Raw genomic sequence first — 13570 nt, 5'->3', positions numbered from 1 at the left:
TCATGACCTCAAGCGCTCGAACCGCCCGGTGCGGACCCGCATGCCGGGTGGTGTGGGAGGGGCTCCGTCGACAATGACGGACCCCTATCCCGATTGCTGCTCGCTCACACCGCGCCAGTGAGGATCAACGCTGCCCACGCGCTGCGCGCCATCCCAGCCATTCGTTGGCCACCAGCGCACCGATCACCAGCAAGCCGCCGCTGAACACCGTCGGCGCCGGCGCCTCGCCCGCCCCGACCCAGGCGAGCGCGATGCCGAAGAGCACTTCCAGCAGGGCCAGCAGCGCCACCTCGGGCGCCTTGAGCACGCCCGCGGCCATCATCGACAACATGCAGGGAATGGCGAGCTGGAACACGCCCAGGAAGCCCAGCAGCGCTAGGTCGCGTCCGCTGGCCGTGAAGGGCCAGGCCAGCGGCAGCGTGCAGGCGGCCGACACGGCGGCCCCGATGAGCACGGCGGGCAGGAGATCGACGTCAGCCCCGCTCGCATGGGCCTGCTGCACGTTGGTCCAGTGGCAAGCCCCGGCGATGGGCACGCACAGGGCCACCAGCGTGCCCGCCAGCGCGCCGTCGTCGCCGATCTGCGCGCCATACATCCAGGCGATGCCCGCACCGGCCACGGCAATGGCCGCCCAGGTGCGCGCCGGCAGGCGGTGGCCGATGAAGAGGCGCGCTGCCAGGGCCGCGAGCAGCGGCCCGGTGGCCAACGTGACCAGCACGTTGGCCGTCGTGGTCAGCGTGAGCGCCACCATGAAGGCGGTGAACATCACGCTCCAGCAGGCGCCGGAGATCCACAGGTGACGTCCGCCCTCGCGCAGGCTGCGCCAGAGGCCACGCCCGCGCCACGCACCGAGGATCAGCACCATGGCCAGCAGCGTGAAGAAGCTGCGCCAGAAGGTGACCTCGAAGCTGGCCGCCCGCTCCAGCTGGCGGGTGACGACGCCGGCCGTCGCCCACATGAGCGTGACCAGCACCATCAGGCCCACGGCGCGGCTATGCGTCAGGCCGCGCCGCGCCGAGCGCGCAGGATCAGGCTTCGCGGCTGGCGCGCTTGCGCTCATGTTCCTTCAGGAAGCGCTTGCGCAGGCGGATGCTCTTGGGCGTGATCTCGACCAGTTCGTCGTCCTCGATGAACTCGACGCCGTATTCGAGCGTCAGGTCGATGGGCGGCGTGATCTTGATCGCGTCTTCCTTGCCGCTGACGCGGAAGTTGGTCAGCTGCTTGGTGCGCGTGGCGTTGACCACGAGGTCGTTGTCGCGGCTGTGGATGCCGACGATCATGCCTTCGTACACCGGATCGTTCGCCTTCACGAACATGCGGCCACGGTCGTCCAGCTTGCCCAGGGCGTAGGTGAAGATTTCACCGTCGTCCATCGAGATCAGCACACCGTTCTTGCGGCCGCCGATGTCGCCCTTGTGCGGCTCGTAGCTGTCGAAGATGTTGCTGATGAGGCCAGAGCCCCGCGTCAGGTTCAGGAACTCGTTGGTGAAGCCGATCAGGCCACGCGCCGGAATGCGGTACTCCAGGCGCACGCGGCCGCGACCGTCCGATTCCATGTTGACCAGCTCGCCCTTGCGCTCGCCCAGGGCCTGCATCACGCCGCCCTGATGGCCTTCCTCGATGTCGGCCGTCACCAGCTCGATGGGCTCGTGACGCTCGCCATCAATCGTCTTGAAGACCACGCGCGGCTTGGAGACGGCCATTTCGTAGCCCTCGCGGCGCATGTTCTCCAGCAGGATGGTCAGGTGCAGTTCGCCGCGGCCCATGACCTCGAACACGCCTTCCTCGTCCGTTTCGTTCACGCGCAGCGCGACGTTGTGCTGGAGTTCCTTCTGCAGGCGGTCCCAGATCTGGCGGCTGGTCACGAACTTGCCTTCACGGCCGGCCAGCGGGCTGGTGTTGACGCAGAAGTTCATGGTCAGGGTGGGCTCGTCCACCTTGAGCATCGGCAACGGCATCGGGTTGGCCGGGTCGGTCACGGTCACGCCGATGCCGATGTCGGCAATGCCGTTGATCAGCACGATGTCGCCCGGGCCTGCCTCGGTGGCCTGCACGCGGTCCAGGCCCTGGAAGGTCAGCACCTGGTTGACGCGGCCCTTGTAGCTCTTGCCGTCCGGACCTTCGCAGACCAGCACGTCCTGCATGGGCTTGAGCGTGCCCTGGCTGATGCGGCCCACGCCGATGCGGCCCACGAAGGTGGAGAAGTCCAGCGCCGAGATCTGCAGCTGCAGCGGCGCCGACGGATCGCCCTTCTGCGAAGGCACATGCTTGAGCACGGTGTCGAACAGGGCCGACATGTCGGGGCCCCACTGCTCGCCCGGCGCGCCCTCTTCCAGCGAGGACCAGCCATTGATGCCCGAGGCGTACACCACGGGGAAGTCGAGCTGCTCGTCCGTCGCGCCCAGCTTGTCGAACAGGTCGAAGGCGGCGTTCACCACCTTGTCGGGGTTGGCGCCGGGCTTGTCCACCTTGTTGACCACGACGATGGGCTTGAGGCCCAGGGCCAGCGCCTTCTTGGTCACGAAGCGCGTCTGCGGCATCGGGCCTTCCTGCGCGTCGATCAGCAGCAGCACGCCGTCCACCATGGACAGCGCCCGCTCCACCTCGCCGCCGAAGTCCGCGTGGCCGGGGGTGTCGACGATGTTGATGTGGGTGCCCTTCCAGCTCACGGCGCAGTTCTTCGCCAGGATGGTGATGCCCCGTTCCTTTTCGATGGCGTTGTTGTCCATCACCGTGTCGACCACCTTCTCGTGGTCGGCGAAGGTGCCGGACTGGCGCAGCAGCTGGTCCACCATGGTGGTCTTGCCGTGGTCGACGTGGGCGATGATGGCGATGTTGCGGATCTGTCGGGTCATGGTGTCGTTACCTCCTGCGAGGGCTCAAGTGACTTTGAATGGGTTTGCAATAGGGTCTGCTGGATTTCGAGCGGGCTCAGCAGTCGCCCGGGAATCAACTCGCCGGCCTTCACATGGGCACTGCCCAGGAAGGCTTTGGGCTGTGCGCTAAAGACGGCCACCGCCTCGGCGTCGGCCCAGTGGCCGCGCCGACGCATGCCGGACAGGAAGCGACCAGCATCGTCCGTGCCCAGCGTGACGGGCACATGGCCGGCCACGAGCGCCTCGGTCGGCATCAGCGCCTCGAGGCGCTGCGCGTCGTCCATGGCCTCCAGCGCCTGTAGCGACACGCACTGGTCGGCCGCGAAGGGTCCGGTGCGGGTGCGGCGCAGGGCCGTCAGGTGGCCGCCGCAGCCCAGCGCCGCGCCGATGTCGGCGCCCAGCGTTCGGATGTAGGTGCCTTTGGAGCACTGCACCGCCAGGCGCAGGAAGGGCTCCGGCCCCTCCAGCCGCGCCTCGAGCAAGCTCAGCGCATGGATCACGACCGCGCGCGGCTCGCGCTCCAGCACGATGCCTTCCCGGGCGTATTCGTAGAGCGCCTTGCCGTCCTTCTTCAGGGCACTGTGCATCGGCGGCACCTGCGAGATGGGTCCGCGAAAGCGCACCAGCACCGCCTGCACCTGCTCGGCCGTGCAATGGACCGGCTGTTCGCTGGTCACCTCGCCCTCGGCATCGCAGGTGCTCGTCGTGCGGCCCAGGCGGACCGTGGTCTCGTAGCACTTGTCGGCGTCCAGGTGCAGCTGGCTGAACTTGGTGGCAGCGCCGAAGCACAGCGGCAGCACGCCGGTCGCAAGCGGATCCAGCGTGCCGGTGTGGCCGGCCTTTTCGGCGCGCAGCAGCCATTTGGCCTTCTGCAGCGCCTGGTTGCTGGACAGGCCCAGCGGCTTGTCGAGCAGCAACACCCCATGCACAGGGCGCCGCTGCACCCTGACACGGGATGGCGACGTCATCGGTCTACTCTTCTTTCGAGCGCGAAGACACCGCCTTGGCGATCAAGGCGTTCATGTCCGCGGCACGCTCGGTGGTGCGGTCGAACACGAAATGCAGCGTCGGCACGGTGTGGATGTGCAGCCGCTTGAACAGGCCGTTGCGCAGGAAGCCGGCGGCCTGGTTCAAGGCCTCCTGCGTCTCCTGCGGATCACCCACCAGCAGGCTGAAGAAGACCTTTGCGTGGGCATAGTCGGGCGTGACCTCGACGGCCTGCAGGGTGACCATGCCCACGCGCGGATCCTTCAGCTCGCGGGCGATCAGCTCCGACAGATCGCGCTGGATCTGGTCCGCGACCTTGAAACCGCGGTTGGGGACGGATGACTTCTTCGCTGGCATGGCGTAGGGACCTCTGACCGGCGCTTACAGCGTCCGGGCGATTTCCTTGATCTCGAAGAGCTCCAGCTGATCACCCTCGCGGATGTCGTTGTAGTTCTTGAGCTTGATACCGCACTCGAAGCCTTCGCGCACTTCCTTGACGTCGTCCTTCATGCGCTTGAGCGAATCGAGCTCGCCGGTGTAGATCACCACGTTGTCGCGCAGCAGGCGGAAGTGGGCATCGCGCTTGACCACGCCGTCCAGCACATACGAGCCCGCCACCGTACCGATCTTCGTGGCCACAAACACCGTGCGGATCTCGGCGTGGCCGATGACCTCTTCGCGGCGCTCAGGCGCCAGCATGCCGGCCATCGCGGTCTTCAACTCGTCCACGGCGTCGTAGATGATGCTGTAGTACTTGATGTCCACGCCATTGCCTTCGGCCAGCTTGCGCGCGCCCGAATCGGCACGCACGTTGAAGCCGATGACGATGCCCTTGGAAGCGATGGCCAGGTTGACGTCCGACTCGCTGATGCCGCCGACGCCGGCGTACACCACCTGCACGCGCACTTCTTCGTTGCTCAGCTTGAGCAGCGACTGCGACAGCGCTTCCTGCGAACCCTGCACGTCTGCCTTGATGATGATCGGCAGCGTCTTGACCTCGCCGGCCGTCATCTCGGAGAACATGTTTTCCAGCTTGGCGGCCTGCTGGCGGGCCAGCTTGGTGTTGCGGAACTTGCCCGCGCGGTAGGTCGCGATCTCGCGGGCACGGCGCTCGTCAGCCATGACCATGAAATCGTCGCCGGCCTGCGGCACCTCGGTCAGACCCTGGATCTCCACCGGGATGGAGGGACCGGCCGACTTGGTGTTCTTGCCGTCCTCGTCGGTCATAGCACGGACGCGGCCGAAGGTCGCGCCGGCCAGAACCACGTCGCCCACCTTCAGCGTGCCCGACTGCACCAGCACCGTGGCCACGGGGCCGCGGCCCTTGTCCAGTTGGGCTTCGATCACCAGACCCTTGGCGGCGGCATCCACCGGCGCCTTGAGCTCCAGCACTTCGGCCTGCAGCAGCACCTGCTCCAGAAGCTCGTCGATGCCCTTGCCCGTCTTGGCCGAGACCTCGACGAAGGGCGAGTCGCCGCCGAATTCTTCCGGCACCACCTCTTCGGCCACCAGTTCGCTGCGCACGCGCTCGGAGTTGGCGTCGGGCTTGTCGATCTTGTTGATCGCGACCACGATCGGCACCTTCGCCGCCTTGGCGTGCTTGATGGCTTCCTTGGTCTGCGGCATCACACCGTCGTCCGCCGCCACCACCAGGATGACGATGTCGGTGGCCTGCGCACCACGGGCACGCATGGCCGTGAAGGCCTCGTGGCCCGGGGTGTCCAGGAAGGACACCATGCCGCGCGGCGTCTCGACGTGGTAGGCGCCGATGTGCTGCGTGATGCCGCCGGCCTCGCCCGCCGCCACCTTGGTGGTGCGAATGCGGTCCAGCAGCGAGGTCTTGCCGTGGTCGACGTGACCCATGACGGTAACCACCGGTGCCCGCGGCAGCGCGTCGGCCGCTGCGGCCTGCACTTCTTCCTCGGTGAAGGCTTCGGGATCGTCCAGCGCGGCCACGACGGCCTTGTGGCCCATTTCCTCGACGAGGATCATGGCCGTGTCCTGGTCCAGCGACTGGTTGATGGTCGCCATCTGGCCCAGCTTCATGAGCTGCTTGATCACCTCGGACGCCTTGATGGCCATCTTGTGCGCGAGTTCGGAAACGGTGATCGTCTCCGGCACGTGCACTTCGATGATGCGCTGCTCGACCGGTGCCGACTGCTGCGGCGAGTCGTCGCGATCACCGCCGCCACGGCGGCTGCGGGGCCCGCTGCGCCAGTTGTTGCGGCCCACGCCACCGCTGGCATCGCCGCGGGTCTTGATTTCCTTCTTCTTGGCGTTGTCGTTCGCCCAGCTGGAGGACAGCTTGGCCGACTTGACTTCCTTGCCGGCGCCAGGCGCGGCAGCCGGGGCGGCCGTCGTGCCAGCCGGACGCGTACCGGTGCCCGTCGCAGGCTTGTGCAACGTGCCCTTGACGGCCGGCTTGGCCTCGACGGGCTTCGGCTCTTCCTTCTTGGCCACGAGCACGCGCTTGGGCGCGTTCATCATCTGGCGGATGGCTTCGGCCTCGGCCAGGGCCTTGCGGCGGCGTTCGTCCAGGTCGCGGGCACGGGCGGCCTCGGCGTCGGCGGCCGCCTTGGATTCGGCGGCGGCCTTGGCGCGGGCTTCTTCCTTGGCATCCTCGCGGGCCTTCTCGGCCGCGGCGCGGTCGGCGGCGACCTTGTCGGCGCTGGCCTTGGCGGCGGCGGCGGCATCGGCTTCGGCCTGGGCGCGGGCGGTGGGCGACGACGCCACACGGGCCTGGTGCGCAGCGGCGTTCAGCGCGGCAGCCTCGGCACGCGCACGCTCGACCTGCGCCTCGCGATCGCGGCGGGTACGGTCCACGGCGTCCACGGCATCGGCCTTGGCACGGGCAGCCGCTTCTTCAGCGTCTTCTCTTGCCTGGCGCTCGCGCTCGGCAGCCTCGGCCGCCTCACGCTCGGCGCGCTGCCGGGCGAGTTCCTCTTCCTGCCGGCGCAGGGCCTCGGCGGCCTGACGGGCCTCTTCCTCGCGGCGCGCCAACTCGGCCGCACGGCGGGCGAGTTCGGCCTCTTCCTCCTGCTGCGCGGCGGCGTTGTCGACCGGCGCATCGTCACGCTGCATGAAGGTGCGCTTCTTGCGCACCTCCACCTGGATCGTGCGCGCACGGCCCAGGGCGTCGGCCTGCTTGATTTCGCTGGTCGATTTCTTGGTCAGCGTGATCTTCTTGCGCTCAGGCGGCGCGGCAGTGCCATGGCTCGCCTTGAGGTGGCTGAGCAGGCGCTGCTTGTCGCCCTCGGTGAGGGCATCCGAAGCGGCAGACTTGGCCACGCCGGCGCTGCGGAGTTGGTCAAGCAAGGTTTCGGGCGTCTTCTTGAGTTCTTGTGCGAACTCTGCAACGGTAGTGCTGGACATAGGATCTGGTGCCTCCCATCACATCACTCTTGCGCGCCGTCGAACCAATGTTCGCGTGCCTTGAGGATGAGGGACTTTGCTTCGTCGGCGGTCTGGCCGGTGATTTCGGTGAGTTCGTCGACGGCGAGGTCGGCCAGGTCGTCGCGGGTGTGGATGCCGGCTTCCGCCAGCTTGCCGATCAGTTCGGGCGTCAGGCCTTCCAGGTCGCGCAGGTTCTGCGACACGGCCTCCACCTTCTCCTCGCGGGCGATCTCCATCGTGAGCAGCACGTCCTTGGCACGGGCGCGCAGTTCGTTGACGGTATCTTCGTCGAACGCCTCGATCTCGAGCATCTCGGCGATGGGCACGTAGGCCACCTCTTCCAGGCTGGAGAAGCCTTCCTGGATCAGGATGTCGGCGATTTCTTCATCGACGTCCAGCTTCTCCATGAAGAGCTGGCGCGTGACGGCGGTTTCCTCGGCCTGTTTCTGGGCCGATTCGTTCGCGTCCATGATGTTGATCTTCCAGCCCGTGAGCTCGGAGGCGAGCCGCACGTTCTGGCCGCCGCGGCCGATGGCGATGGCGAGGTTCTCCTCGTCGACCACCACGTCCATGGCGTGCTTCTCTTCATCGACGACGATGGACTGCACGTTGGCCGGGGCCAGCGCGCCGATGACGAACTGGGCCGGATCCTCCGACCACAGCACGATGTCCACGCGCTCGCCGGCGAGCTCGTTGGTCACGGCGTTGACGCGGGTGCCGCGCACGCCGACGCAGGTACCGATGGGATCGACGCGCTTGTCGTGGCTCAGCACGGCGATCTTGGCGCGGCTGCCGGGGTCGCGGGCGCAGCTCTTGATCTCGAGCAGGCCCTGCTCGATCTCGGGCACTTCGTTGCGGAAGAGCTCGATCATGAACTCCGGCGCCGAGCGCGACAGGATGATCGGCGCGCCGCGCAGCGTCAGGTCGACCTCCATGATCATGGCCCGGACGCGGTCGCCGTTGCGCAGGTTTTCCTTGGGGATCATCTCGCCGCGGCGCAGGCGGCCTTCGACGCGACCGGACTCGACAATGATGTCGCCCTTGTCCATGCGCTTGACGGTGCCGGTGAATATCTTCTCGCCGCGCGACATGAAGTCGTTGAGCAGCATCTCGCGCTCGGCGTCACGGATCTTCTGCAGGATCACCTGCTTGGCGGCCATGGCGCCGATGCGGCCGATGGGCAGCGATTCGACGGGCTCCTCGATGTACTCGTCGACCTGGATGTCGGCCACTTCTTCCTTGGCTTCGAACAGCAGGATCTCCTGGTCGGGCATCTGCAGGCCGGCCTCGTCGGGCACGACGTGCCAGCGGCGGAAGGTTTCATAGGCGCCGGTGTCGCGGTCGATGGCCACACGGATGTCCACATCGCCCGGATACAGCTTCTTGGTCGCCTGTGCCAGGGCGGATTCCACGGCAGCGAAGACGACGTCGCGCTCGACGTTCTTCTCGCGCGAGATCGCATCCACCAGCATCAACATTTCGCGATTCATTCGATGACCCTACTGTTCGTTCTTGTCACTGCGGCGTCGCCGCGCCGCTCTTGGGCTTGCGCCCCTTGAAATCCACGATGGGGGCGAGTCGCGCCTCGCGCAACTCGTCCAAGGTGAAGCCGAGCGCCTGCAGCGTGGCGGGCGCGCGCTTCTTGCTGATCTTCTGGCCCGGCTTGGCGGGCGTCGGCTCGTCGCTCCAGACAATCTGCCAGCCATGGCTGCCGTCAGCGGCCTCCACGCGCTCGAGCGTGCCGCGGAACTTCTTGCGGTTGGCGCTGACCTGGCCGGCGGCTGCCTGGCCCATGGGCGCCTTGAGCACGATGTCGATGACCTCGCCCGCGAAACGCTCGAAATCGCGATCGTGGCGAAGGGGACGATCGATGCCGGGCGAGGAGACCTCGAGCCGCTGGTAGTCGACGCCTTCGACCTCCAGGGTGTATTGCAACTGGCGGGTGACCTTCTCGCAGTCCTCGACGGTCACGAAGGCTTCTTCAACGCCTTCGGCAACGGGGCCCGCCCAGGGCAGATCGATCGTGACACGCAGCAATCCACCGGCCGAGCGCTCGATCTCGACCAGGTCGTAACCCAGCCCAGTCACTGTCTGGGCTACCGTTTTTTCTACCGTCTGCTGCAATGCCACCGTTCGCGTGCGTCCTTCTGACTGAAAGCCCTGGCCGATCTTTGCTGCCGCACCAGAACCGAAGGCCTGCCGGACGGCAGTGCATCCGGCGGGCCTGAACATCAAGTACCCGAGGCGGCGAAGAAGGGGGGACAACCAAAAAAAAAGGGCGGTGAGTACCCGCCCGTTTGGTCGTGAGCCTCCGATTATAGGGAATTTGTGTCGCAATTGCACCTGCTGCTCAGCGCGGCGGACAAGACGCACGCAGAAAGGCAAATGGGAGCCCGAATGGCCGCTCTTTCCTTTCGCATTCCCCGCCGTACCGAGCGCGCCGGATTCAGCGCCCACGCCCCTCGGATGCAGTGCGATGCCAGACGATCACGAACAGCAAAGCCCCCAGCATCAGCGCTGCCGCGGCCACCCACAGCGCCGGCGCAAAGCTGCCCCAGCGCTGCGCCACCGGCGCGGCGAAGAGCGGCCCCACGATCTGCCCCAGTCCGTAGGAGGCCGTGGCATAGCCGATCAGTCCGGCCGCCGCATTGCCACGCAACCGGCGCGCCTCCCGCACGGCGAACAGGGTGATCGCGGTGAAGGGCAGGCCCAGGAGCATGCTGCCGACCGCAAAGCCCGTGATCGTCGGCCACGTCACCGACAGCAGCACCCCCATCGCCTGCATCAGATAGCCACCGGCGAGCAGCAGCCGGTTGTCCCAATGCTGCGGTGCCCGGCCGCCGATCAGCACCCCCGGCACCACGGCCAGCCCGAACAGCGGCCAGAACAGGTCGGGCCAGGTCGAGCCCGGCAACGCCTGCCGGGCGATGACCGGAAGGAAGGTCGCCGTGATGATGTAGCCGAAGCCGGCCAGGCCGTAGAGCCCGATCAGCCAGGCCGCCTCGGCGCCGCCGCGGGCCGCGGCGGGCGGCGTGGACGGAGCCGCTGCGGACGCAGGCACTCCCTCGCACCCATCGTCGAAAACGCGCCAGACCAGCGCAATCAAGGCCAGGGCCAGGACGCCATACACGCACCAGGCGATCGAAGCCCCCCACCGCCCTGCCGGCCCACCCAGGAAGCCCGTGATCGCAATGCCCAGACCCGGCCCCGCATAGATGACGCCCCCCAGTCCGGGCGCATGCACCTCGGCCAGCCGGCGCGCACCCCATCCGCTGGCAAAGACGAAGACCCAGGCGCTCGCGAGCCCGGCCGCCGTGCGCAAGGTGGCCCAGGAGGCAAAGCCATGCAGCAACCCCATGCCGACCAGCAGCGCGGCCGTGGCCACCAGCCCCCCGCGAACCAGCGTGCGCGCAGGCGCACGCAGCCAGGCGCTGGACAAGGCGCCGACGAAATACCCCAGGTAGTTGAGCGAGGCCAACACGCCGCCCGCCTGCAGGTCGATCTGTCCCTCGCCGAGCATGACCGGCAGCATGGGCGTGAAGGCGAAACGGCCCAGACCCATGGCGACCGCCAGCGCCACCATGCAGCCCAGGGCGGCGCGCCAGGCCTGGGCGCCTTCGGAGCGCGGGCCGCCCTGACCGGTGCCGCTCACGCGGGATGCCCCACCAGCGCCGCGGAGACCAACTGACGGGTATACGCATGGGTGGGTGCGCCGAGGACGGCATCGACCGGCCCCTGCTCGACGATGCGCCCATCCTTCATGACGACCACGCGATGCGCCATCGCCTGGACGACCTCGACGTCGTGCGTGATGAGCAGGTAAGCCAGACCCTGCTCGCGCTGCAGCCGCTGCAGCAGGGCCAGCACCTGCTTCTGGATGGTGACGTCGAGCGCACTGGTGGGCTCGTCCAGCACCAATAGGCGCGGCTGCACGATCAGCGCACGCGCGATGGCGATGCGCTGGCGTTGGCCACCCGAGAACTCGTGCGGATAGCGGGACAACAGCTGCGGGAACTGCGCTTCCTCGAGCCCGACTTCCGCCAGCGCCTGCACGACACGCGCATGCCGTTCGGCTGCCGTCAACTCCGGCGCATGGACCGACAGGCCCTCGCCCACGATCTGCGCCACGGTCATTCGCGGCGACAGCGACGAAAACGGATCCTGGAACACGGCCTGCACCTGCCGTCGCAGGGCGCGGTCGGCCTTGGCGCCGCGGCGCCAGGCCTTGCCGGCCACGCGCATCTCGCCCGCAAAGGGCAGCAAGCCCAGCGCAGCCAACGCCAATGTCGACTTGCCGGAGCCGGACTCGCCGACGACGCCGAGCGTCTCGCCGGGCTGGATCTGGAGTTCGGCGTCCTGCACCGCAACGAACCGGTCGCGTCCGAACCAGCCGCGAAAGCCCGGACGCGGCACCGGATAGCTGACCATGACCTCGCGGGCCGACAACACCGGCGTGTCGCGGCCTTCCGCCGGCACATCGGCCACCCGCCGCTCGGGACGGCTGTCGATCAGTTTGCAGGTGTAGGGATGGCGCGGCGCATCGAAGACCTGCCGCACGCTGCCCTGCTCCACCAGCCGCCCATGCTCCATGACCGCGACGCGGTCGGCAAAGCGGCGCACGAGGTTCAGGTCGTGCGTGATCATCAGCACGGCCATGCCATGGCGCTGCTGGAGCGTGTCGACCAGGTCGAGGATTTGCACGCGCAGCGTCACGTCCAGGGCCGTGGTGGGCTCGTCGGCCAGCAACAGCCGCGGCTTGCAGGCCAGCGCCATGGCGATCATGGCGCGCTGGCGCTGCCCGCCCGACAGCTGATGCGGAAAGGCACGGGCGCGGCGCGCCGGCTCCGGCACGCCCGTGTCGGCGAGCAACTGCACCGCTGCCTCGTGCGCATTGCGGGCATCGAGGCCTTCGTGCAGCCGCAGCACCTCGGCGATCTGGTCGCCCACCGGGTAGAGCGGGTTCAGGGCCGTCATCGGCTCCTGGAAGATCATGGCGATCTCGCGGCCGCGAACGCCGCGCAGCGAGCGCTCGGGCAAGGCCAGCAGATTGCGCGGCGGATCGCCGTCCAGCCAGACTTCGCCGCTCACCTGAGCATCGGGCACCAGCCGCAGCAGACTCAGCGCCGTGACGGTCTTGCCCGAACCGGATTCGCCAACGAGCGCCAGCTTCTCGCCGGCGGCCAGATCGAAGTCGACGCCGTGCACCACCGGCTTGCCATCGAAGGCGATACGCAGGTCCTTCACACGCAGGAGCGGCTGGGTCATGGGTCAGGCCTTCCGCGGATCCATGGCGTCGCGCAGCGCGTCGCCCATGAAGGTGAGCAACATCAGCGTCACCACCAGCACGCCGAAGGTGGACAGCGAGATCCACCAGGCATCGATGTTGGCCTTGCCCTGGTTAAGCAGCTCGCCCAGCGAGGGCGTGCCCGGTGGCACCCCGAGGCCGAGGAAGTCCAGCGAGGTCAGCGCGAGGATGGCCGCACTCATGCGAAAGGGCAGGAAGGTCACTACCGGCACCAGGCTGTTGGGCAGGATGTGGCGCCACATGATGGCGAGGTTGCCCACCCCGAGGGCGCGGGCCGCGCGCACATAGTCCATCTGCCGGTTGCGCAGGAACTCGGCCCGCACATAGTCCGACAGCCCCATCCAGCCGAAGAGCGACAGCAGCACCAGCAGCAGCGCCACGCTGGGCGCGAAGATCGCGCTGAAGATGATGAGCAGGTAGAGCTCGGGCATCGAGCCCCAGATCTCGATGAAGCGCTGGAAGGCCAGGTCGGTCTTGCCGCCGAAGAAGCCCTGGATGGCGCCGGTGATCACGCCGAGCACCACGCCGATGACCGTCAGTGCCAGTGCGAACAGCACGCTCACACGAAAACCGTAGATGAGTTGCGCCAGCAGATCGCGGCCCCGGTCATCGGTGCCCAGCAGGTTCTCGGACGAAGGCGCGGCCGGATTGGGCCGGCTGGCAAAGTAGTTGAGCGTGCGCGGTCCGTAGGGATTGGGTGCATAGACGGCCCAGTTGCTGCCCTGGGTGATGCGCTCTCGGATGAAGGGATCCAGATAGTCGGCAGGGGTCTCGAAATCGCCGCCGAAGGTCTTCTCGGAGTATTCGGTCAGCACCGGAAAGTACAGCCGGCCCTCATAGCGCACCAGCAGCGGCCGGTCGGAGGACAGCACCTCGGCGAAGAGGCTGAGCACCACCAGCACGACAAAGAGCACCAGGCTGACGAAGCCCAGACGGTTGCGGCGGAAGCGCCGCCACGCGCGGCGACCGGGCGACAGCGGGACGGGAGACGCGGAAGGATCGCTCATGC

General features: G+C 67.7%; 10 protein-coding genes. All 10 read right to left on the bottom strand.

The annotated features are described in order from the left end of the window. Positions 1-124 precede the first annotated feature (124 nt). The 10 genes from DFR41_RS20995 to DFR41_RS20950 all read right to left on the bottom strand — a co-directional run bounded on the left by DFR41_RS20995 (position 125) and on the right by DFR41_RS20950 (position 13568). Positions 125-976, bottom strand: a complete 852-nt coding sequence (locus tag DFR41_RS20995) for a DMT family transporter (RefSeq protein ID WP_043119061.1) — start codon at positions 974-976, stop codon at positions 125-127. Positions 977-1028: 52 nt separating this feature from the next. After that, positions 1029-2855, bottom strand: coding sequence for a translational GTPase TypA (gene typA, locus DFR41_RS20990; protein ID WP_114804134.1), 1827 nt, complete (start codon positions 2853-2855; stop codon positions 1029-1031). Beyond that, positions 2852-3844, bottom strand: a complete 993-nt coding sequence (truB, locus tag DFR41_RS20985; protein ID WP_114804133.1) for a tRNA pseudouridine(55) synthase TruB — start codon at positions 3842-3844, stop codon at positions 2852-2854. Before truB ends, typA begins: the two co-directional genes overlap by 4 nt. Positions 3845-3848: 4 nt before the next feature. Continuing rightward, entirely contained in the window at positions 3849-4220 is a 372-nt protein-coding gene (rbfA, locus tag DFR41_RS20980) for a 30S ribosome-binding factor RbfA (RefSeq protein ID WP_114804132.1), read from the bottom strand. 24 nt (positions 4221-4244) lie between these two features. Then, entirely contained in the window at positions 4245-7235 is a 2991-nt protein-coding gene (gene infB, locus DFR41_RS20975; protein ID WP_114804131.1) for a translation initiation factor IF-2, read from the bottom strand. A 23-nt stretch (positions 7236-7258) separates the two neighbouring features. Further along, positions 7259-8746 (bottom strand): transcription termination factor NusA, encoded by a 1488-nt coding sequence (gene nusA, locus DFR41_RS20970; protein ID WP_114804130.1) that lies wholly within the window; start codon positions 8744-8746, stop codon positions 7259-7261. A gap of 25 nt (positions 8747-8771) precedes the next feature. Further along, a complete protein-coding gene (gene rimP, locus DFR41_RS20965; protein ID WP_114804129.1) occupies positions 8772-9386 on the bottom strand; it encodes a ribosome maturation factor RimP in 615 nt (204 codons plus the stop codon). 316 nt (positions 9387-9702) lie between these two features. Then, entirely contained in the window at positions 9703-10839 is a 1137-nt protein-coding gene (locus DFR41_RS20960; RefSeq protein WP_052383722.1) for a YbfB/YjiJ family MFS transporter, read from the bottom strand. Positions 10840-10904: 65 nt separating this feature from the next. Next, positions 10905-12521 (bottom strand): ABC transporter ATP-binding protein, encoded by a 1617-nt coding sequence (locus DFR41_RS20955; RefSeq protein ID WP_114804128.1) that lies wholly within the window; start codon positions 12519-12521, stop codon positions 10905-10907. 3 nt (positions 12522-12524) lie between these two features. After that, positions 12525-13568 (bottom strand): ABC transporter permease, encoded by a 1044-nt coding sequence (locus DFR41_RS20950; RefSeq protein ID WP_114804127.1) that lies wholly within the window; start codon positions 13566-13568, stop codon positions 12525-12527. Positions 13569-13570: the final 2 nt, after the last annotated feature.

The organism is Pseudacidovorax intermedius, from assembly GCF_003350475.1.
GTDB lineage: Bacteria > Pseudomonadota > Gammaproteobacteria > Burkholderiales > Burkholderiaceae_C > Xenophilus > Xenophilus intermedius.
The sequence above is the reverse complement of the archived record's forward strand: the minus strand, read 5'-3'. Positions and strand labels throughout refer to the sequence as shown.